The sequence below is a fragment of the Flavobacterium arcticum genome (genome assembly GCF_003344925.1).
GTDB classification, from domain to species: domain Bacteria; phylum Bacteroidota; class Bacteroidia; order Flavobacteriales; family Flavobacteriaceae; genus Flavobacterium; species Flavobacterium arcticum.
This window is the reverse complement of sequence record NZ_CP031188.1, coordinates 819,694-842,538: the sequence shown is the minus strand read 5'-3', so window position 1 is coordinate 842,538 and position 22,845 is coordinate 819,694. Positions and strand designations below refer to the sequence as shown.

At 36.6% G+C, this 22,845-nt stretch carries 18 protein-coding genes; 17 read left to right on the top strand and 1 reads right to left on the bottom strand.

Features of this window, described 5'->3' with window-relative positions; genetic code table 11:
* Nucleotides 1–59: 59 nt before the first annotated feature.
* Genes rimP through infB form a run of 3 tightly spaced genes read left to right on the top strand, consistent with a single transcriptional unit; the run spans nt 60 to nt 4,758 of the window.
* On the top strand, nt 60–524 hold the full coding sequence (gene rimP, locus DVK85_RS03845; RefSeq protein WP_114678973.1) for a ribosome assembly cofactor RimP: 465 nt from the start codon (nt 60–62) through the stop codon (nt 522–524).
* 15 nt (nt 525–539) lie between these two features.
* On the top strand, nt 540–1,781 hold the full coding sequence (nusA, locus tag DVK85_RS03840; protein WP_114677171.1) for a transcription termination factor NusA: 1,242 nt from the start codon (nt 540–542) through the stop codon (nt 1,779–1,781).
* Between the two features lie 49 nt (nt 1,782–1,830).
* Nucleotides 1,831–4,758 carry a translation initiation factor IF-2 gene (infB, locus tag DVK85_RS03835; protein ID WP_114677170.1) on the top strand — a complete coding sequence of 976 codons (2,928 nt, stop codon included), beginning with the start codon at nt 1,831–1,833 and terminating at the stop codon, nt 4,756–4,758.
* Between the two features lie 98 nt (nt 4,759–4,856).
* Here infB and DVK85_RS03830 read toward each other — a convergent pair whose 3' ends face one another.
* Nucleotides 4,857–5,246 (bottom strand): SPOR domain-containing protein, encoded by a 390-nt coding sequence (locus tag DVK85_RS03830; protein ID WP_114677169.1) that lies wholly within the window; start codon nt 5,244–5,246, stop codon nt 4,857–4,859.
* Between the two features lie 214 nt (nt 5,247–5,460).
* Here DVK85_RS03830 and DVK85_RS03825 point away from each other — a divergent pair, with 214 nt between their 5' ends.
* The 14 genes from DVK85_RS03825 to ruvA all read left to right on the top strand — a co-directional run bounded on the left by DVK85_RS03825 (nt 5,461) and on the right by ruvA (nt 22,813).
* Nucleotides 5,461–6,792 carry a cytochrome c3 family protein gene (locus DVK85_RS03825; protein ID WP_114677168.1) on the top strand — a complete coding sequence of 444 codons (1,332 nt, stop codon included), beginning with the start codon at nt 5,461–5,463 and terminating at the stop codon, nt 6,790–6,792.
* Nucleotides 6,793–6,826: 34 nt separating this feature from the next.
* On the top strand, nt 6,827–9,880 hold the full coding sequence (locus DVK85_RS03820) for a TAT-variant-translocated molybdopterin oxidoreductase (RefSeq protein ID WP_114677167.1): 3,054 nt from the start codon (nt 6,827–6,829) through the stop codon (nt 9,878–9,880).
* A 34-nt stretch (nt 9,881–9,914) separates the two neighbouring features.
* Nucleotides 9,915–11,336, top strand: coding sequence for an NrfD/PsrC family molybdoenzyme membrane anchor subunit (gene nrfD / locus DVK85_RS03815; protein WP_114677166.1), 1,422 nt, complete (start codon nt 9,915–9,917; stop codon nt 11,334–11,336).
* 6 nt (nt 11,337–11,342) lie between these two features.
* A complete protein-coding gene (locus tag DVK85_RS03810) occupies nt 11,343–11,867 on the top strand; it encodes a DUF3341 domain-containing protein (RefSeq protein WP_114677165.1) in 525 nt (174 codons plus the stop codon).
* A gap of 6 nt (nt 11,868–11,873) precedes the next feature.
* Nucleotides 11,874–12,419: a c-type cytochrome gene (locus tag DVK85_RS03805; RefSeq protein ID WP_114677164.1), complete on the top strand. Its 546-nt coding sequence runs from the start codon at nt 11,874–11,876 to the stop codon at nt 12,417–12,419.
* Nucleotides 12,420–12,444: 25 nt separating this feature from the next.
* Nucleotides 12,445–13,860, top strand: a complete 1,416-nt coding sequence (locus DVK85_RS03800) for a quinol:cytochrome C oxidoreductase (RefSeq protein WP_114677163.1) — start codon at nt 12,445–12,447, stop codon at nt 13,858–13,860.
* A gap of 19 nt (nt 13,861–13,879) precedes the next feature.
* A complete protein-coding gene (locus tag DVK85_RS03795) occupies nt 13,880–15,070 on the top strand; it encodes a cytochrome c oxidase subunit II (RefSeq protein ID WP_114677162.1) in 1,191 nt (396 codons plus the stop codon).
* Between the two features lie 30 nt (nt 15,071–15,100).
* The gene (locus tag DVK85_RS03790) at nt 15,101–16,909 is read left to right on the top strand and encodes a cytochrome c oxidase subunit I (protein ID WP_114677161.1); all 1,809 of its coding nucleotides are present in this window, start codon (nt 15,101–15,103) and stop codon (nt 16,907–16,909) included.
* 92 nt (nt 16,910–17,001) lie between these two features.
* On the top strand, nt 17,002–17,304 hold the full coding sequence (locus DVK85_RS03785; RefSeq protein WP_114677160.1) for a GNAT family N-acetyltransferase: 303 nt from the start codon (nt 17,002–17,004) through the stop codon (nt 17,302–17,304).
* 27 nt (nt 17,305–17,331) lie between these two features.
* Nucleotides 17,332–18,357: a Holliday junction branch migration DNA helicase RuvB gene (gene ruvB, locus DVK85_RS03780; RefSeq protein WP_114677159.1), complete on the top strand. Its 1,026-nt coding sequence runs from the start codon at nt 17,332–17,334 to the stop codon at nt 18,355–18,357.
* Between the two features lie 13 nt (nt 18,358–18,370).
* Nucleotides 18,371–18,877, top strand: coding sequence for a hypothetical protein (locus DVK85_RS03775; RefSeq protein ID WP_114677158.1), 507 nt, complete (start codon nt 18,371–18,373; stop codon nt 18,875–18,877).
* An 11-nt stretch (nt 18,878–18,888) separates the two neighbouring features.
* A complete protein-coding gene (queG, locus tag DVK85_RS03770) occupies nt 18,889–19,812 on the top strand; it encodes a tRNA epoxyqueuosine(34) reductase QueG (protein WP_114677157.1) in 924 nt (307 codons plus the stop codon).
* Nucleotides 19,813–19,875: 63 nt separating this feature from the next.
* Nucleotides 19,876–22,179: an NADP-dependent malic enzyme gene (locus tag DVK85_RS03765; protein ID WP_114677156.1), complete on the top strand. Its 2,304-nt coding sequence runs from the start codon at nt 19,876–19,878 to the stop codon at nt 22,177–22,179.
* Nucleotides 22,180–22,231: 52 nt separating this feature from the next.
* On the top strand, nt 22,232–22,813 hold the full coding sequence (gene ruvA, locus DVK85_RS03760) for a Holliday junction branch migration protein RuvA (protein ID WP_114677155.1): 582 nt from the start codon (nt 22,232–22,234) through the stop codon (nt 22,811–22,813).
* Nucleotides 22,814–22,845: the final 32 nt, after the last annotated feature.

Below are 22,845 nucleotides of genomic sequence, written 5' to 3'. Positions count from 1 at the left end.
GTTATTTAATGGAAAACTAAATAATGAGGGGGCTGTAGTCCCCTCTTTTTATAATGAATATGATATTTAAAGAGAAAGTAAGCACTCTGCTTGAAGAGGCACTTATAGAAAGCCCTTCACTCTTTCTTATTGACCTGAAGATTACGGATTCGAATAAAATCATGGTAACCCTGGATGGCGATAACGGAGTGAACCTGCAGGATTGTATTAATGTAAGCCGTGCGATAGAACATAATCTTGACAGGGAAGAACATGATTTTTCGTTGGAAGTAACTTCTGCTGGCGCTACTACACCCTTAACAAACAAAAGGCAATATGTTAAAAACCTTGGTAGAACACTAAAGGTGGTTACAGAGACCCAAGAAGTTGAGGCTACACTTACTGAGGCTAATGATGAGTTTGTAGTTATGGAATGGAAGGCTCGTGAGCCAAAAAAGATAGGGAAAGGTAAAGAAACCGTGCAAAAAAGAGCCGAAATATCTTATAGTGAGATAAAAGAAGCAGTTGTTGTAATAAAATTTTAATAAAAGATAGTTGGTATGGAGAATATCGCATTAATTGAATCGTTTTCGGAGTTTAAGGATGATAAACTAATAGATCGTGTTACGCTTATGGCGATACTAGAAGATGTATTTAGGAATGCCTTAAAAAAGAAATACGGTTCTGACGATAATTTTGATATAATTATCAACCCTGATAAAGGGGATATGGAGATTTGGAGAAATAGGGTAGTAGTTGCCGATGGTGAAGTTGAGGATCCTAACCAAGAAATATCACTAACTGAGGCGCGTAAGATAGAGCCCGATTTTGAAGTAGATGAAGATGTTTCTGAAGAAGTAAAGCTTATACAGCTTGGTAGAAGAGCTATATTAGCACTACGTCAAAACCTTATATCTAAAATACACGAACACGATAATACTAACCTTTATAAGCAGTTTAAAGACATTATTGGTGATATTTATACTGCTGAAGTGCACCATGTTCGCCCAAAAGCTGTAATTTTGGTGGATGATGAAGGAAATGAGATAGTATTGCCGAAAGAAAAGCAAATTCCGGCAGACTTTTTTAGAAAAGGAGATAATGTTCGAGGTATCATTGAGAGTGTAGAGCTAAAAGGTAATAAGCCGCAAATTATAATGTCTAGAACATCTGAGACATTCCTTGAAAAATTGTTTGAACAAGAAATACCTGAGGTATTTGATGGTCTTATAACAGTTAAAAAAGTAGTAAGAATACCAGGTGAAAAAGCAAAGGTAGCTGTAGATTCTTATGATGATAGGATAGACCCTGTTGGAGCATGTGTTGGTATGAAAGGTTCGCGTATACACGGTATAGTAAGAGAGTTGGGTAATGAGAATATAGATGTTATCAACTATACTACCAATACGCAGTTATTTATAACAAGAGCTTTGAGTCCTGCGAAAATATCATCTATTAAAATAGATGAAGAAAACAAAAGAGCAGAAGTGTTCTTGAAACTTGAAGAGGTTTCTAAAGCCATAGGTCGTGGCGGACATAATATAAAACTAGCTGGTTTCTTAACAGGGTATGAGTTAGATGTTATAAGAGAAGGTAATCTTGTAGAAGATGAAGATGTTGAATTAACAGAGTTTACTGATGAGATTGATAGCTGGATTATTGAGGAATTTGCTAAAATAGGTCTTGATACTGCTAGGAGCATACTAAGCCAAGATATACAAGATCTTGTAAGAAGAACAGACCTTGAAGAAGAGACCGTTGCAGAGGTAATGAGAATACTTAAAGAAGAATTTGAAGAGTAAGTTTAATATATAAACATCACAACAAAGAAGATAATATTAAAAAGATTGTATGTCTGAAGAAAGAGCAATAAGAATAAATAAAGTTTTAAGGGAATTAAATATTTCGCTGGATAGAGCAGTGGAATATCTTAAGGATAAGGGCTATAATATAGATGCCAGCCCTAATGCCAAGATATCCGGCGATGAGCGTAATGCCCTTTACAATCAATTCTCTGCTGACAAAGGCAAGAAGGAAGCTTCTCTTGAGGTGAGTGAGGAGAAGAGAAAGGAAAAAGAGGCGCTACGTGTTGCGAGAGAGCGCGAGATGGAGGAGAAAAGAAAGCAAGATGAAGAGCGACAAAAGCAAGAGGTTATTAAAGCTAAAACTACTTTATCAGGACCAGTATCGGTTGGTAAAATAGACCTTAATCCTAAAAAAGCTCAAGAAACTTCTTCAGACGATATACCTAAAAAACAAGAGCAGCCAAAAGCAGAAGCTCCAAAGGTTGAAGTGCCTAAAACAGCTCCTGTGTCGAAATCTGAAGAACCAAAAGTATCAGAAGCGAAGCCAGCAGAAGAGCCTAAGGTAGCAGATAAAAAACCAGAGGTGTCAAAAGAGGTTCCTGTAAAGGATGAGGCGGTAAAAGCTGCTCCAGAAAAACCTGCAGCAAGACAGCCAAAGATTATTAAGGCTAACCCTAATGCAAAGATACAGCCGAAGCAGCAAGAGCAAGCTGTGCCTGAGCAAAAAGAAAAACAAGCTGCGCCTGAACAAGAGCAGCCAGAGGAAGAAAAAATAAAAACCCAGTACCAAAAACTTTCGGGTACAACGTTTACAGGTAAAACCATAGATCTTACGCAGTTTCAAAAACCAAAGAAGAAGAAGGAAGAGCCTAAAAAAGGAGAGGCGATACGACCTAACCAACCTGGGAATAATAACAATAATAAGAATAAGAGAAAAAGGATTATTCCTAAAGCTCAGCAAGGACAGGGAGGTAATAGACCTGGTGGACAACAAGGCGGAAATAGAACTGGTGGAGCTAAAATAACTCCAGGTGGTAGACGTCCTGCTATTGTAGCTAAGGTAGAACCTACTGAAGAAGAAGTTAAAAATCAAATTCGTGAAACGCTAGAGAAACTACAAGGTAAAGGTAGTAAGTCTAAAGCGGCGAAATATAGAAGAGATAAACGTGATAGTCACCGTCAAAAAACAGACGATGAACAACGTATGCTTAACGAAGGCAATAAAACTATTAAGGTAACGGAGTTTGTTACTGTAGGTGAAATTGCTACAATGATGGATGTGCCAATTACTAAAGTTATATCGGTATGTATGTCTCTTGGTATCATGGTTACCATGAACCAAAGATTAGATGCAGAAACGCTTAGTATTGTTGCAGATGAATTTGGTTATGAAGTAGAATTTATAACAACCGATATCGAAGAATCGATGGAGGTTATAGAAGATAAAGAAGAAGATCTAGAGTTTAGAGCGCCTATTGTTACTGTAATGGGGCACGTAGATCATGGTAAAACATCATTACTAGATTACATTCGTAAAGAAAATGTAATTGCTGGAGAATCTGGAGGTATAACGCAGCATATAGGTGCTTATGGAGTACAGCTAGAAAATGGTCAAAAAATTGCCTTTTTAGATACACCAGGTCACGAAGCGTTTACAGCAATGCGTGCGCGTGGTGCTCAGGTAACAGATATTGCTATTGTTGTAATTGCAGCAGACGACGATATCATGCCACAAACAAAAGAGGCGATAAATCACGCACAAGCTGCAGGTGTACCTATTATATTTGCTATAAATAAAGTGGATAAGCCAACGGCAAATCCAGAAAAAATAAAAGAAAAACTTGCTGCCATGAATCTTTTAGTAGAAGATTGGGGCGGAAAAATACAATCGCACGATATTTCTGCAAAGACAGGCTTAGGAGTAAAAGATCTTCTAGAAAAAGTATTGCTTGAAGCAGAAATATTAGACCTAAAAGCAAATCCAGATAAGGCTGCTGTAGGTACTGTAGTAGAGGCATTCCTTGATAAAGGTCGTGGATATGTATCTACGGTATTAGTTCAAGGTGGTACATTACGACTTGGCGATTATGTATTGGCGGGTAAACATCATGGTAAAGTAAAAGCTATGCATGATGAGCGCGGTAAGAATGTAAAAGTAGCGGGTCCATCTACTCCAATATCTATATTAGGACTTGATGGTGCGCCAACGGCAGGTGATAAGTTTACCGTGTTTGAAGATGAAAAAGAAGCGAAACAAATTGCTGCTAAGCGTACACAATTAATACGTGAACAATCTGTAAGAACGCAACGTCATATTACACTTGACGAGATTGGTAGAAGAATTGCTCTTGGTCAGTTTAAAGAACTTAATATTATCCTTAAAGGTGATGTGGATGGGTCTGTTGAAGCATTATCAGATTCGTTCTCTAAACTATCTACCGAGGAGATTCAAATTAATATTATACATAAAGCAGTAGGTGCAATTACAGAATCTGATGTATTGCTTGCTTCGGCGTCCGATGCTATTATTATAGGATTTAATGTTCGTCCATCTGCATCGGCAAGACAACTTGCTGATAAAGAAGAAATCGACATCAGAAACTACTCTATTATTTATGATGCTATTGATGATCTTAAAGATGCAATGGAAGGTATGCTTTCTCCAGAGCTTAAAGAAGAGATTACTGGATCTGCTGAGATTAGAGAAACGTTTAAAATATCTAAAGTGGGTACTATTGCAGGTTGTATGGTTACCGATGGTAAGATATTTAGGAATTCTAAGATTAGACTTATTAGAGAAGGTGTGGTTATATACACAGGAGAGCTTGCTGCCCTTAAACGATTTAAAGATGATGTTAAGGAAGTAGCTAAAGGATATGATTGTGGTATGCAGATAAAGAATTATAATGACATACAACAACTTGATGTGATTGAAGCTTATCAAGAAGTAGAAGTTAAAAAGAAGCTTAAATAAAAGCTTGATATATAAAATTAAAAAAGCCCGTTTGTTATAGCAAACGGGCTTTTTTGTACGTGTTAATTATTATCATCTTACTGAGATAGTTAGAGAGACTATTTGTTTGGTTTTATAAGTAATGAGTAAGGGTGTTTCTCTTTTATCTTAACTAACATTCTTTCAGCGTCAATACGCGTGTTAAAGCTGCCTGCCCATACTTTATATGTAGGGCTTTCAAATACTATCGTAGCATCCATATCTGGAAATTCTTTTTTAAACTCTGCAAGTGTTTTTCTTGCTTTAGCATTTTCGCCATAAAATATCTGTATTTTATAACGATCATTAATGGTGATAGATGAATTTATCTTTCGCTTTTCATTTAAAAGCGAAGTGAATTTTTCATCTTGTTCGATATTTATTTCTGCATTTTGTGCAGATGATTTGCTTGCGGGTAATGCAAGGAAAAATACTACAAATAGAATGTGCTTCATGTTTAAAATTCTCATAATGAACGGTGTTTGATGCAAAAATACAACATATTATTTTATCATATTCTTCTGTATTTATTTAGAATTGTTATAAATTGGTTCTTAACAATTAATTAAGGTTTGAGAATAATTCATAAGTCGTATTTTTGTGGGAGTTTTTAAAAAAAGTATAACATTTTGTTGGGATACAAATAGAAAACTATACCAAAAATAGTCGATAATCATTTTTAATATGAAAAAAGTGGGTAACCATACTTCGTTTTCAAGAATTTTATTGTTCTGCCTGGCGTTCTCGCTGTCTTTTTCCTTAACGTCATTTGCGCAGGAAACTGCAGCTGAAGCTCCTGCCGAAGCAGCGGCTCCTGATGCGGGAGCAGGCGATCCGGTAAAAGGTAAAGAACTTTTTAACTCATTATGTGCTGCATGTCACAAACTCGATGCTAAGGCTACAGGGCCTGCACTGAGAAATATTGCTGATAAGCACGATCGTGCTTGGCTTTATAAATGGGTGAGAAATAGTAGCGAGATGATAAAATCAGGTGACGCTACTGCAGTGAAATTATTTGCAGAAAATAATAACTCTGTGATGACAGCATTTCCTCAATTATCAGATAAAGATATTGATGATATCATGGCATATACCTCGCAGCCAAAAGCTGAACCAAGAATTTCTTCTGCTCCTGTTGGAGGTGGAGGTAATGGAGGTTCTGATAGCGGTGTAAATAATACGCTTGTTCTTGCTGCGTTAGTGCTGGTGCTTTTAGTGCTTATTGTTATGCTTGTTTTGGTAAACAAGACATTAAGAAAAGTTGCTGAAGCAAACGGTGTTAATATTGCTGATGATGAATCTTCGGTGTCTTTATGGAAAGCATATGCTAAAAATCAGTTCTTAGTGTTGGTTACGGTAATATTGTTGCTATTGTCTTCTTCTTACTTCTTGTATGGTTTTTTAATGCAGGTAGGTGTAGATAAGGGGTATGAACCAATACAGCCAATACATTTCTCTCACAAAATACACGCTGGTGAAAATGGGGTAGATTGTAAGTATTGTCACTCTTCTGCAAGGGTTAGTAAAACTTCAGGTATTCCATCGCTTAATGTGTGTATGAATTGTCATAAAAACATTTCAGAGTTTACAGGTAGTAAAGATTCTACATATGTAGAATATTCTAAAGAATTCTATACTGCCGAGATACAAAAGCTGTATGATGCAGTAGGTTGGGATAAAACAACTCAAGCTTATACAGGTAAAGAAAAACCAGTTAAATGGGTAAGAATTCATAATCTTCCTGATTTTGTTTACTTCAATCACTCGCAGCACGTTTCTGTAGCAGGTGTTGATTGTCAAAAATGTCACGGTCCTGTAGAGACTTTCGAGATAATGAAACAAGACGCTCCTTTAACAATGGGATGGTGTATTAACTGTCACCGTGAAACTAATGTTAAAGTTGAGGGTAATGAGTACTATGAAAAAATCCACGATGAGCTTGCCAAGAAATATGGTGTAGCTAAGCTTACGGCTGCCAATATGGGTGGTACTGAGTGTGGAAAATGTCACTATTAATAAATTTTTAAAGAAGCTAATATCTATATATAACATGGCATCAAACAAAAAATACTGGCAAAGTGTTGAGGAACTGAAAGAAAACAGTTCTATTGTTGAGACGCTAAGAAACAATGAGTTTGTTGAAGAGATTCCGACTGATGAATTTCTTGGCGATAAGGAAGCTTTGTCGTCTTCGTCAACAAGCCGTCGTGACTTTTTGAAATATGTTGGATTCAGTACTGCTGCAGTATCACTTGCAGCCTGCGAAGGTCCGGTTATTAAGTCTATTCCTTATGTAGTTCAACCAGAAGAAATTATCCCAGGTGTTGCAGATTATTATGCAACTACTGTTGCGGATGGTTTTGATTTTGCAAATATATTGGTTAAAACCCGTGAGGGTAGACCTATAAAAGTTGAAAATAACAATCTTCCAGGTTCTAAAATAAAACCTAATGCAAGGGTTTATGCTTCTGTACTTTCATTGTACGATAGCATGCGTTTAAAAGAGCCAATGGTAAAAGGTAAGCCTGCTACTTGGGAAGAAGTTGATGTTCAAGTAAAGGCTGGTTTAGCTAATGCTGCATCTTCAGGGGGTCAAGTGGTATTGTTAACTAATACTATGGCAAGTCCTTCTACAGATAAATTAATTGCTGAGTTTGGAGCACGTTACACTAACTTTAAGCATGTTGTTTATGATGCTGTTTCTGCATCAGAGGCTTTAGATGCTTTTGAAGCTGTATATGGAGAAAGAGCTCTTGCTGATTATGATTTTTCTAAATCAGATGTTATTGTTTCTGTAGGTGCTGATTTTCTAGGTGACTGGCAAGGTGGTGGCTGTGATACAGGATATGCTGAAGGACGAATACCTAAGAATGGTAAAATGTCTAAGCATATACAAATAGAGTCTAATATGTCGCTAAGTGGTGCTAACGCTGATAAGCGTATTCCTATGACAGTGACAGAACAAAAATATGCCCTTGTAGCACTTTATAATGCTGTAATGGGTACGTCAGTAAGTGTTCCTGCATTTACTAATAAAGATGCAGTTGCTAAGGCTGCAAAACAATTAAAGTCTGCTGGTTCTAAAGGTGTTTTAGTTTCAGGTCTTGATGATATGAATGCGCAATTGCTTGTGTTAGCAATTAATAACGCCTTACAATCAGAAGCGTTTAACCCTGCTGGTGCACGCCTTGTAAGACAAGGTAACGCTAAAGCAGTAGCTCAGTTGGTACAGGATATGAAAGCAGGTACGGTTGATACACTTATAATGAGTGGTGTTAATCCTGTTTATACATTACCAAATAGTGCTGATTTTACTGAAGGGCTTAAAAAAGTGAAATTTTCGGTAGCCTTTTCTATGAAAGAAGATGAAACGGCTTCTTTAACTACTATTGCTGCAGCAGCACCTCATTACTTAGAATCATGGGGCGATGTAAGTATGGCAAAAGGATATTATAGTATTACTCAACCAACTATACGTCCATTATTTAAGACAAGACAGTTGCAAGATTCATTATTGTTATGGTCGGGTAACTCACAATCATATTACGATTACCTTAAAGCGTCTTATACTGCTGAGGGTACTGGTAAAACATGGAATCAAATTGTACATGATGGTGTTCACCATGATGCTGCTACTTCTGCAGTCGTTGCAAGTCCTACTGATTTTGGCGGTGCAGCTTCTAGGCTTGCAGGTGCTAAAAAGGCAGCAGGTTTGGAGCTTGTGTTGTACACTAAAGTAGGTATGGGAGATGGTCAGCAGGCTAATAACCCATGGTTACAAGAGTTTCCAGATCCTATCACAAGGGTGTCTTGGGATAATTATGTAACAGTATCTAAGGCTGATGCTGAGGAGCTAGGTCTTGAGAATTATAATGTTGCTAATGGTGGTATGAACGGTAGTATTGTAACACTTGAGGTAAACGGTAAAAAATTAGAAAATGTTCCTGTTATTGTACAGCCAGGTCAGGCAAAAGGTACTGTTGGACTTTCTTTAGGTTATGGTCGTACAGCGGCTATGAAGAAAGAAATGATGACGGGCGTAAATGCTTACACGTTATACAACAATTTCAATTCACTACAGTCAGTAAAGCTTACTAAAGCGTCAGGCGACCATGAATTTGCTTGTATACAATTACATAAAACATTAATGGGTAGGGGAGATATTATAAAAGAGACTACCTTATCTGAATTTAATAAAAAAGATGCTTCGGAGTGGAATGAAGTTCCTATGGTATCTTTAGATCATAAAGCTGTTCCTGCTACTTCGGTAGATCTTTGGACATCTTTTGATAGAACTACAGGGCATCACTTTAACCTTTCGATAGATCTTAATGCTTGTACAGGTTGTGGGGCGTGTGTTATAGCATGTCATGCAGAGAATAATGTACCAGTAGTTGGTAAATCAGAGGTAAGAAGAAGCCGCGATATGCACTGGTTGCGTATTGATAGATATTATTCATCTGAAGAGACTTTTGCAGGTGATGTAGAAGTTAAAGAGAATATCTCAGGGTTAATGGATTCTATTGATACCTTTGATGCAATGGAAGATCCTTCTGAGAACCCTCAAGTAGCATTCCAGCCAGTATTCTGTCAGCACTGTAACCATGCACCATGTGAAACAGTTTGTCCAGTTGCTGCAACATCACATAGCCGTCAAGGTCAAAACCATATGGCATATAACCGTTGTGTAGGTACTCGTTACTGTGCTAACAACTGTCCTTATAAAGTACGTCGTTTTAACTGGTTCTTATATAATAAGAATGAAGAGTTTGATTATCACATGAATGATGATTTAGGGCGTATGGTACTTAATCCAGATGTTAATGTTCGTTCAAGAGGTGTTATGGAGAAATGTTCTCTATGTATCCAAATGACACAGGCTACTATTCTTAATGCAAAAAGAGAAGGTCGTCAGGTTAAAAAAGATGAATTCTATACAGCTTGTACTGAGGCATGTGGCTCTGGAGCTATGGTGTTTGGAGATGTTAATAATGAAGAGGATACAGTTGTTAAACTGAAAGAGGATGACAGAATGTATCACTTATTAGAGCACATTGGTACTAAGCCAAATGTATTCTATCAGGTTAAAGTAAGGAATACCTAAAAATTAATATTAATTAAGAAACAAGATAAAGGATATGTCGTCTCATTACGAAGCACCCATTAGAAAACCTTTAATTATAGGTGACAAAAATTATCACGATGTAACAGTTGATGTTGCAAGGCCAGTGGAAGGCAGGGCTAACAAGCAATGGTGGATAGCATTCTCTATTGCGCTTGCCGCTTTCCTTTGGGGTGTTGGTTGTGTCGCTTATACTGTAGGTACAGGTATTGGAACATGGGGATCAAATAAAACTGTTGGTTGGGCATGGGATATTACCAACTTCGTTTGGTGGGTAGGTATCGGTCACGCAGGTACACTAATCTCAGCCGTACTATTATTATTCCGTCAAAAATGGAGAATGGCAATTAACCGTTCTGCTGAAGCAATGACAATCTTTTCGGTAATACAGGCAGCAATGTTCCCTGTATTCCACATGGGGCGTCCTTGGTTAGCATACTGGGTTATGCCAATACCAAATCAGTTTGGTTCGCTTTGGGTAAATTTCAACTCTCCGCTACTTTGGGATGTATTTGCAATTTCTACTTACCTTTCGGTATCATTAGTGTTTTGGTGGACAGGTTTACTTCCTGACTTTGCAATGCTTCGTGATAGAGCAATTACTCCTTTTACAAAAAGAGTTTATTCGATACTAAGTTTTGGATGGAGCGGAAGAGCTAAAGACTGGCAACGTTTTGAAGAGGTTTCTCTTGTCCTTGCAGGTTTAGCAACACCACTTGTACTTTCTGTACACACAATTGTATCTTTTGACTTTGCTACGTCGGTTATACCAGGATGGCACACTACAATACTTCCGCCTTACTTCGTTGCGGGAGCTATATTCTCAGGATTTGCAATGGTTAATACTTTGCTTATAATTATGAGAAAACTTTCTCACCTTGAAGCTTATATTACAATACAACATATTGAGTTAATGAATATCGTTATCATGATAACGGGTTCTATTGTAGGTTGTGCTTATATTACAGAGCTTTTCGTAGCATGGTACTCAGGAGTTGAGTATGAGCAATATGCTTTCCTTAACAGAGCAACAGGACCTTACTGGTGGTCATATTTATTAATGATGACTTGTAATGTGGTTTCTCCGCAGGTAATGTGGTTTAAGAAAATTAGAACAAGTATAATGGCATCTTTCATAATTTCACTTGTTGTAAATATAGGGATGTGGTTTGAGCGTTTTGTAATTATCGTTACATCACTACACAGAGATTACCTACCATCATCATGGACAATGTTCCAACCTACTTTTGTAGATGCTGGTTTCTTTATAGGTACTATTGGTTTCTTCTTTGTATTGTTCTTGCTATATTCAAGAAGTTTCCCTGTAATTGCTCAGGCAGAGGTTAAATCGATAATGAAAACCTCAAGCGAAACCTACAAGAGAAAGAGAGATCAAGAACACGGAAACGACAATCATTCACATTCAGAAAATCATTAAGAGATCATGAGTAATAAAGTTATACATGTTTTATACAATGATGATGATATCCTGATGGATGCAGTAAAACAAACACGTGCTGCGCATCATCACATTGAAGAGGTTTATACACCATTCCCAGTACACGGGTTGGACAAAGCCATGGGACTTGCTCCTACAAGATTAGCTATTGCTTCATTCTTATATGGTTTGGTTGGATTAAGTGTAGCAACTACAATGATGCGCTACATGATGATTATAGACTGGCCTCAAGATATTGGAGGGAAACCAAGTTTTAGTTATATAGAAAATATGCCGGCTTTTGTACCGGTAATGTTTGAGATGACAGTATTTTTTGCTGCTCACTTAATGGTTATCACTTTTTATATGAGAAGTAAATTATGGCCATTTAAAGAAGCTGAAAATCCTGATGTAAGAACTACAGACGATCATTTCTTAATGGAAGTTGCTGCTCACGGAGACGTAGATCAGATGGTTTCATTCTTTGAGAGTACAGGAGCTGTAGAAGTAAAAGTAATTGAAAAGCAATAACAGATTATGAGAGCGTTATATAAAATAGCATTATTGGTAGTTGTAGCATCGGTTTTTACTGCGTGTTTTGACAAGTCGGCACCAAATTACCAGTACTTCCCAAATATGTACGAGCCAATATCTTATGAGACATATGGTGAATCTTCAGCCTTTAATAACGGCAAGGAGGGTCAGCTTCCTGCAGAAGGTTCAATACCAAGAGGATTTACACCTTATGAATATGAAAACAGCAATGAAGGATATGAGCTTGCTAAAGCTAATTTAGAATCTCCTCTTGATTCAGCCTCTATAGATCTTCCTAGAGCTAAAGAGTTATATACAATATACTGTGCAATTTGTCATGGAGATAAAGGTGATGGTAAAGGAAATCTTGTAAAGAGAGAAAAATTTCTTGGTGTGCCTAACTATAAAGATAGGGTTATTACCGAAGGAAGCGTTTTTCATGTAGTAACATACGGGTTAAACTCGATGGGATCTCACGCTAATCAACTTTCTCAAGAAGAGCGTTGGCAAGTTGCCCACTACGTGTTGAAATTAAGAAGCGAATTATAATTGTAGAACACTGAAAGCATATAATATGTACACATTTTCAAGTAGATTAAAAACTTTTTCCTTTGTCCTGATTGCCTTGGGTATTCTTGGCATAGGCTATAGTTTTTTGACTGCACCAAAAACCGTTGAAGACGTAGAAAAAATTTTAGCGGCAGAAAACGCACATGGTGGTCACGGTGCTGACCATGAAGCAGGTGCAGCGCATGGGGAAGATGCACATGGACATGCTGCCGAAGGGCATCATGAAGCCACAGCTTCTCATACAAGTCATGGTAATGATACTCATGCCGAAGCTGGTCATCAGCCAGATGTACATGCTGCTCATGACGAACATCAAGAGCACTTAGAGCACGTATTACACCAATTAAAAACTAAGCCATGGTCTGCAGTATATGTAGCAGCTTTGTTCTTTATGTTGTTGTCACTTGGTGCTTTAGCGTTCTATGCAATACAAAATGCTGCACAAGCAGGATGGTCTCCTGTATTGTTTAGAGTTATGGAGGGTATATCTAGTTACCTTATTCCTGGTGCTATAATAGTATTTATATTATTGGTTTTAGGTGTTATGGATATGCATCATATTTTTATCTGGATGGATGAGGATGTTGTAGCGAAAGATCACTTGATACAAGCAAAAACAGGTTATCTAAATGGACCTTTCTTCCTTATAAGAGCAGCTATTTTTATGGGTGGATGGATATGGTACCGTCAGTATTCTAGAAAGAACTCATTATTGCAAGATGATGCTAATGATAATATATACTACAAGAAAAACTTTAAAGCTTCTGCTTCTTTCTTGGTATTCTTTATTATATCAGAATCTATTATGTCTTGGGACTGGATTATGTCGGTAGATCCGCACTGGTATAGTACTTTATTTGGATGGTATGTATTTGCAAGTTTCTTTGTAAGTGGTATTACTGCTATTGCATTAATAACAGTTTACCTTAAAGCAAAAGGCTATCTAGAGTATGTAAATACGAGTCATATACACGATTTAGCAAAATTCATGTTTGGTATTAGTGTTTTCTGGACATATTTATGGTTCTCTCAGTTCATGCTTATGTGGTATGCTGATATACCAGAAGAAGTTGTTTATTTTAAAACACGTATAGAAGATTATAACCTTCCATTTTTCGGGATGTTAGTTATGAACTTTGTATTCCCTGTTTTAATACTTATAAATACAGATTTCAAACGTCTTTCTTGGATTATAGTTATGGCAGGTATTGTTATACTTTGCGGACATTATATTGATTTCTTCAATATGATTATGCCAGCTACTGTAGGCGACAGATGGTTTATTGGTGTTGGCGAAATTGGTGCAGTACTATTATTCCTTGGATTATTTATATTTGTTGTATTTACAACTTTAACCAAAGCACCTCTTTTAGCGAAACGTAATCCGTTAATTGAAGAGAGTAAGCATTTTCATTATTAATATTTAAAGAAATAAACAAATGACGAGTTTATTGATAATTGCAGTTTTAGTTTTATTAGGCATTGCAATATGGCAATTAACTAAAATATTCCATCTTACTCAGTTAGGATCGGCAACCCATAATGAAAATAGTGAGGTTGCTAATGATAGGGATAATAATGTTAATGGTTACCTGATGTTTGCTTTTGTTGGCTTCATCTATATTTTTACAATTTATTCTTTGGTTAAATGGGGTCACCTTGTTTTAGGCACACCTGCATCAGAGCATGGAGAGCAGTATGATAGTCTTATGGCTATTTCTATGTGGCTTATCTTTACTGTACAAACCATTACTCAATTCTTGTTACACTATTTCTCTTTTAGATATAGAGGTAAAAAAGGAAATACAGCTTATTACTATGCTGATAATGACAAGCTTGAGTTTATCTGGACTATTATACCAGTTATTGTACTTGCAGGTCTTATTTTATATGGATTGTATGCATGGACTAACATTATGTTTATTGATGATGAGAAGGAAGAAGCCTTATATGTTGAAGTATATGCTAAACAATTTGGTTGGGAAGTGCGTTATGCTGGTGAAGATGGTGTTTTAGGTAAAGCTAATGTTAGGTATATAGAAGGTATCAATACAATGGGTGTAGATATGGCCGATCCAAATGCACAAGATGATATTCAGGCTACTGTACTACATTTACCAAAAGGTAGAAAAGTAATATTTAAATTCCGTTCTCAGGATGTGTTGCACTCTGCATACTTTCCTCACTTTAGAGCGCAGATGAATGTTGTGCCAGGTATGGTTACTCAGTTTGGTTTCACGCCTACAATTACAACAGACGATATGCGTTTAGATCCAAAAATGATGGATAAAGTATCTAATATTAATAATATTAGGTCTAAAAAAAGCGCAGAACTTGTTGCTAAAGGTGAAGAACCTTTAGATCCTTATACTTTTGATTACTTATTATTATGTAATAAAATATGTGGTGCATCGCATTACAATATGCAGATGAAAGTTATTGTAGATGAAGAAGCAGACTTTAATAAATGGCTTGATGATCAAAAAACACTGGGGGTTGCTGTAAAAGAATCACAAGGTGGAGATGATCCGCATGAAGTACCAGTTGTTGAGCCTGTACATGATATGAAGCGGGATACTTTAGCAACAGCTGAAGATTCAGTAGCAATAGCACAATTGATAAGAAAATAATCTTTTTTAATATATTCAAATTAAAAAAATATGTCAGCAGTAGGACACGAAATAAACGGAGAACACGATAATCATGATGCTCACGATCATCATCATAAAGAGACTTTTATAACAAAGTACATCTTTAGTATTGATCATAAGATGATTGCGAAGCAATATCTTATTACAGGTATTATAATGGGTATTATTGGTATTATGATGTCAATATTATTCCGTATGCAAATTGCTTGGCCAGAAGAGTCTTTTACTATTTTTAAAGTTCTTTTAGGTGACGATTTTGCTCCTAACGGGGTTATGCGTAACGATATTTATTTGGCACTTGTTACTATACATGGTACTATAATGGTATTCTTTGTACTAACAGCAGGTTTGAGTGGTACATTTAGTAACCTTCTTATTCCGTTGCAAATTGGTGCACGTGATATGGCATCTGGTTTTATGAACATGATATCATATTGGATGTTTTTCTTGTCTTCTGTAATAATGATACTTTCATTATTTGTTGAAGCAGGTCCGGCATCTGCTGGTTGGACAATATACCCTCCATTAAGTGCATTACCACAAGCAATAGGTGGTTCTGGTGCAGGTATGACACTTTGGTTAGTCTCTATGGCAATATTTATTGCTTCATCCCTAATGGGATCACTAAACTATGTTGTTACGGTTATTAATTTAAGAACAAAAGGTATGTCTATGACAAGACTACCATTAACAATATGGGCATTCTTTATTACTGCAGTAATTGGTATTGTATCTTTCCCAGTACTTTTATCTGCGGCATTATTACTTATATTTGATAGAAGTTTCGGAACATCATTTTTTCTTTCAGATATTTTTATTGCAGGAGAGGTATTGCATTATCAAGGTGGTTCGCCAGTATTGTTTGAACACTTATTCTGGTTCTTAGGTCACCCTGAGGTATATATTGTATTACTTCCTGCATTGGGTATTACATCAGAAATTATTGCAACTAACTCACGTAAGCCTATCTTTGGTTACCGTGCCATGATTGCTTCTATATTAGCTATCGCATTCCTTTCTACAATTGTATGGGGTCACCATATGTTCGTTTCAGGTATGAATCCTTTCTTAGGTTCAGTATTTACCTTTACAACGTTACTTATTGCTATCCCATCGGCTGTAAAAGCATTTAACTATATTACAACCTTATGGAGGGGTAACTTACAGCTTAACCCTTCAATGTTATTCTCTATAGGTCTTGTATCTACTTTTATAACAGGAGGTCTTACAGGTATTATACTTGGAGATAGTACACTAGATATTAATGTTCACGATACTTACTTTGTTGTAGCTCACTTCCACTTAGTAATGGGTATCTCTGCACTATATGGTATGTTTGCAGGTATTTATCACTGGTTCCCAAGAATGTTTGGTAGAATGATGAATAAAAACCTTGGTTATATTCACTTCTGGGTAACAGCAGTTTGTGCTTACGGTGTTTTCTTCCCGATGCACTTTATAGGTATGGCTGGTTTACCAAGACGTTATTATACAAATACGGCATTCCCATTATTTGATGACTTACAGGATGTTAATGTCTTGATTACAATGTTTGCTATTGTAGGTGCTGCTTTCCAATTAGTATTCTTATGGAACTTCTTCTATAGTATCTTTAGAGGTAAAAAAGCTCCTATGAACCCATGGAGATCTAACACACTTGAGTGGACTGCTCCTGTAGAACATATTCACGGTAACTGGCCAGGTGAAATACCTGAGGTTTACAGATGGCCTTATGATTATAGTAAGCCAGGTCATGATGATGATTTTGTACCTCAAAATGTGCCAATGAAAGATGGTGAATCTGAATTGCATCATTAAGATAAAAATTTTATATACTAAAAAGCCTCTCCATTCGAGAGGCTTTTTATTTGGAATCAAAGTACTATCTTTATAGTATAACATGAATAATTATGAGTAATAAATCAGAAGCTATTTTTAGCATAAACGAAGCTCAAAATCAGTTTGAATTGGAGATAGGAGAACATACTGTTTTTTTGGAGTATTATATGGAAGGCGATAAAATGCTGATGACACACACCGAAGCTCCGCAAGAACTTCGTGGTACAGGTGCCGCGAGTAACTTGGTTAATCAGGCATTACAGTATGCGAAAAATAATAGCCTTGTTGTTGTTCCGTTGTGTTCTTATGTTGCCGATTATATAAATAAACACCCAGAATGGAACACAATACTCTCTGAAGGTTATCAGATGTAATTACCCGTTTTCAAGTATATTTGCATTATGAACGAAAATTTAGATCCTACCAATAATAATTATAACACAGAGGAACTCGATCTTGAAAAAAAATTGAGACCGTTATCGTTTGACGATTTTGCGGGTCAAGATCAAGTATTAGAAAACCTGCAGATATTTGTGCAGGCTGCCAATATGCGTGAGGAAGCATTAGATCATACTCTTTTTCATGGTCCTCCAGGTTTGGGTAAAACCACACTGGCAAATATTCTTGCTAATGAGCTTGGAGTAGGTATTAAGATAACATCCGGACCTGTGTTAGATAAGCCTGGTGATTTGGCAGGATTGCTAACAAATCTTGATGATAGAGATATCTTGTTTATAGATGAGATACATCGTCTTAGCCCTATAGTAGAAGAATATCTCTACTCTGCTATGGAAGATTTTCGTATTGACATTATGATAGAGTCAGGACCTAATGCGCGTTCTGTACAAATAAATTTAAATCCATTTACACTTGTAGGTGCAACCACTCGTTCGGGGTTGCTTACAGCGCCAATGCGTGCACGTTTTGGTATTTCGAGTAGATTACAATATTATACTACAGAGTTATTAACTACCATTGTACAACGAAGTTCGGCTATACTTAAAATGCCCATTACTATGGAGGCAGCGATAGAGATTGCAGGGCGCAGTAGAGGTACACCGCGTATTGCTAATGCACTACTACGTCGTGTGCGCGATTTTGCCCAGATAAAAGGTAATGGTAGTATAGATATAGAAATAGCACGTTATTCATTAAAAGCACTGCATGTAGATGCACATGGTCTTGATGAGATGGATAATAAAATACTCACGACTATTATAGAAAAGTTTAAGGGTGGTCCTGTAGGGCTGTCTACGCTTGCTACTGCGGTTTCTGAAAGTAGCGAAACAATAGAAGAGGTGTATGAACCTTTTTTAATACAAGAAGGATTTATTATGCGTACGCCACGTGGTAGAGAAGTAACCGAAAAAGCATATAAACATTTAGGGAGAGTGAAAATGGGGAATCAAGGAGGTTTGTTTAGCTAATTTTATATCAAACATGAGGGAAGAATATTTACTAGATAAAAATATCTGGACAGAGGAAGACTTTGACCAAATGGGGTGGCATGATGCCAATATATATGGTTTTATTATTAGAAAACAAGAAGAGGATTGGACTTCTGATTTATTGCTTGATATCGACTATATTTTTAAATGGGTAAATCCTCATCCTCCAAATCAATTTTTTACATTTTGGGTAGCTCCTTGTACACTTGTTTTTAAAGAGTGCTTTAATTTAAAAATGGATATAGGAACTGAGAATTACTCTGTCTCTCCTTTGGAGATTTCAGATTTTTTCTTAATTAAAAAGATTAGACCCAATAGCGAAGGGTCTATTTATTACGAATGTAAAATAGAATTACATCAGGGAGAAATAACATTTGAATCAAGTGGCTTTGAGCAAATAGTTAAAGAAAACCCAAAACATATTAACTCTCAGGTTCTTGGTTTGGAAAAACGCGGAGGGATAAATTTTGGTTTAATGCCTTGTAGTACGGTAATTTAAATTTTGTATTTCTGAACTCTAAAAAAAAATATACTGATTTTATAAAATCCGAAGCCAAACGCCTCGGGTTTTTGTCTTGTGGTATATCTAAAGCTGGTTTTCTTGAAAAAGAGGCACCTCGACTAGAAAAGTGGCTTAATGAAAACAAGAATGGGCAGATGCAGTATATGGAAAATCATTTCGATAAGCGACTTGACCCAACCTTGCTTGTAGATGGTGCTAAAAGTGTTATATCGTTATTATTGAATTATTATCCTGATGCAACTCAAGTTGACGACAGTTACAAAATTTCCAAGTATGCTTATGGGCAGGATTATCATTTTGTAATAAAACACAGGCTAAAAGAATTATTATACTCCATGCAGGAAACCATTGGCGGAGTAGGCGGTAGAGCTTTTGTGGATTCGGCACCTGTATTAGATAAGGCTTGGGCTGCCAAAAGCGGACTTGGCTGGATGGGCAAACATAGCAATTTACTTAGTAAACAAGTAGGGTCTTTCTTTTTTATAGCGGAATTGATTGTAGATATTGAACTAGAGTATGATACTGCTACTACTGATCATTGTGGTACGTGTACAGCGTGTATAGATGCTTGCCCCACGCAAGCTATTGTTGAACCGTATGTAGTAGATGGTAGTAAGTGCATATCTTATTTTACTATTGAATTAAAAGACAATTTACCCGATTCTATGAAGGGTAAATTTGATGATTGGGCTTTTGGTTGCGATGTGTGTCAAGACGTGTGCCCTTGGAATCGCTTTTCTAAATCGCATAATGAGCCGCTTTTTAATCCGCACCCCGATTTACTATCAATGACAAAAAAAGATTGGGAAGAAATTACAGAGGATACTTTTCGGGCTGTATTTAAAAATTCGGCAGTAAAAAGGACAAAGTTTCAAGGACTAAACCGCAACATAAACTTCTTAAAAGAATAGTGTTAAAAATTTCTAAATTTACCACATAAGGTTACCTTTGTAAGTCGAGTAAAATTTGAATCAATGAACCATTATAGTAAACGCAGAGAAGCATTATTATACCATGCTAAACCGCAACCAGGTAAAATACAGGTAGTACCTACAAAAAAATATGCTACACAGCGCGACTTGGCGTTAGCATACTCTCCGGGTGTTGCAGAGCCTTGCTTGGAAATAGCTAAAGATGTAAATAACGTATATAAATATACTGCTAAAGGTAATCTTGTAGCTGTAATATCTAATGGTACGGCTGTTTTGGGGCTTGGCGATATAGGTCCTGAAGCATCAAAACCAGTAATGGAAGGAAAAGGGCTTCTTTTTAAGATTTTTTCTGATATTGATGTTTTTGATATTGAAGTTGATACAAAAGACATAGACAAATTTGTAGAAACAGTAAAAAATATAGCACCTACATTTGGAGGGATTAACCTTGAAGATATTAAAGCCCCAGAATCTTTTGAAATAGAAAGAAGATTGGTAGAAGAGCTTGATATACCTGTAATGCATGATGACCAACACGGTACAGCAATTATATCTTCGGCAGCACTACTAAATGCGATAGAGCTTGCTGGTAAAAAGATAGATGAAGTAAAGGTGGTAGTGTCAGGGGCTGGTTCGGCAGCAATGGCGTGTGTTAATCTTTATTTATTACTGGGTGTAAAATTAGAAAACATCATAATGTTTGATAAAGATGGTATGCTTATAAAGAGTCGTACTGATCTTTCTGTATTACAACAAAAATATGCTAAAGATGTCGAGCCATTATTGCTTGAAGGAGCTATAAAAGGAGCCGATGTGTTTTTAGGGCTTTCGGTAGGTAATATACTTACACCTGAAATGCTCTTGAGCATGAGTAATGATCCTATTGTGTTTGCTATGGCAAATCCTGTGTCTGAGATAGATTATAATCTAGCAATAGCGACACGCGATGATGTTATTATGGCAACAGGTAGATCAGATTATCCTAATCAGGTGAATAATGTATTAGGTTTTCCATATATATTTCGCGGTGCGCTAGATGTAAGAGCTTCTAAAATTAACGAAGCTATGAAAATGGCTGCTGTAGTAGCACTTGCAGAGCTTGCTAAAGCTCCTGTTCCAGAGCAGGTGAATATTGCTTATGGTGAAACGAAATTAAATTTTGGTAGAGATTATATTATTCCGAAACCATTTGACCCTAGGCTTATTGCTGTTGTGCCACCTGCTGTAGCAAAAGCAGCTATGGAGAGTGGAGTAGCAAAAAACCCAATAAATGATTGGGGAAAATATACCGAAGAGCTTTTAGAGCGATTAGGAAATGATAATAAAATGATACGTTTACTTACTAATAGGGCTAAGACTGACCCTAAGCGTATTGTTTTTGCAGAAGCTGACCACTTGGATGTATTAAAAGCAGCGCAGATAGTACATGAAGAGCGAATAGGTATACCTATACTTTTAGGTAATAAGGAGATTATAGAAGAGTTGATGAAAGAAATCGACTTTGATGCTACTGATAGTGGTATTACTATTATAGACCCTAAAACTGATGAAGAAAAAATAAGACGTGAGCATTATGGTGAGGTTTTTTGGAGATCAAGACAACGTAGAGGATTAACCCAGTTTGAAGCTCAAAAATGGATGCGTGAGCGTAACTATTTTGCGGCAATGATGGTTAATGAAGGCGAAGCCGATGCTTTGGTTACAGGATATTCAAGGAGTTATCCTACGGTTGTAAAACCAGTTATGCAACTTATAGGAAAAGCACCTGGTGTAACACGTGTAGCGACAACCAATATGATGATGACCAAACGAGGACCAATATTCTTGTCAGATACAGCTATTAATCCAGAACCTACTGCTGATGATCTTGCTAAAATAGCATTGATGACTGCACGTACTGTAAGGATGTTTGGTATGGAGCCTGTGCTAGCAATGGTGTCTTTTTCTAACTTCGGATCGTCATTAAATAAAAGTGCTAATAAGGTGCGTGAGGCGGTGGCTTTTTTACATAAAAATCACCCTGATCTTATAGTTGATGGAGAGGTACAGGCAGATTTTGCTATGAATCCTGAAATGCTTAAAGATAAATTTCCGTTCTCTAAATTAGCAGGTAAAAAAGTAAATACGCTTATATTTCCTAATCTTGAGGCGGCTAATATAACGTATAAGCTACTAAAAGAACTTGATAAAGTAGTTTCTATAGGACCTATTATGTTGGGTATGGATAAGCCTGTACATATATTTCAATTAGGCGCTAGTGTAGAGGAAATGGTAAACATGTCGGCAGTAGCAGTTGTAGATGCACAAGAGAAAGAAAGACGCCTAAAGTCAACTAAATTAAGATAATAGTACAGGATTAAAGAATTTTAGTATTTTTGGAAAACTTTAAGAAGTAGATATGATAGCACACCTTCAGGGAAAACTGGTAGAAAAACTACCTACAGAAGTGGTAATAGAATGTAATGGCGTGGGTTATCAGGTAAATATATCATTGCATACCTTTTCTTTATTGCCTGATTCAGAAAATATAAAACTGTATATTTTTCTTCAGGTTAAAGAAGATGCACACACTCTTTTTGGTTTTGTAGAAAAAGCAGAACGAGAACTTTTTAAGATGCTGCTATCTGTGTCTGGGGTAGGGGCTAGTATAGCAAGAACAATGCTTTCGTCATTAGACCCTAAGCAAATAATAAATGCGATTGGTACAGGCGATGTTGCTACTATACAGTCTATAAAAGGCATAGGTGCAAAAACTGCTCAGCGAGTGATACTTGATTTAAAGGATAAAGTGTTAAAACTATATGATTTAGAGGAAGTTTCTGTTGCAGGTTACAATACAAATAAAGATGAAGCGTTATCTGCCTTAGAGGTGTTAGGCTTTAACAAAAAATTAGCAGAAAAGGCGGTGGAGCGAATTGTTAAAGAGACACCAGAAGCTAATGTGGAGACAATTATAAAACAAGCATTAAAAAATTTATAATCCTTGAAAACAGAATACTCTAAAAAATTCTA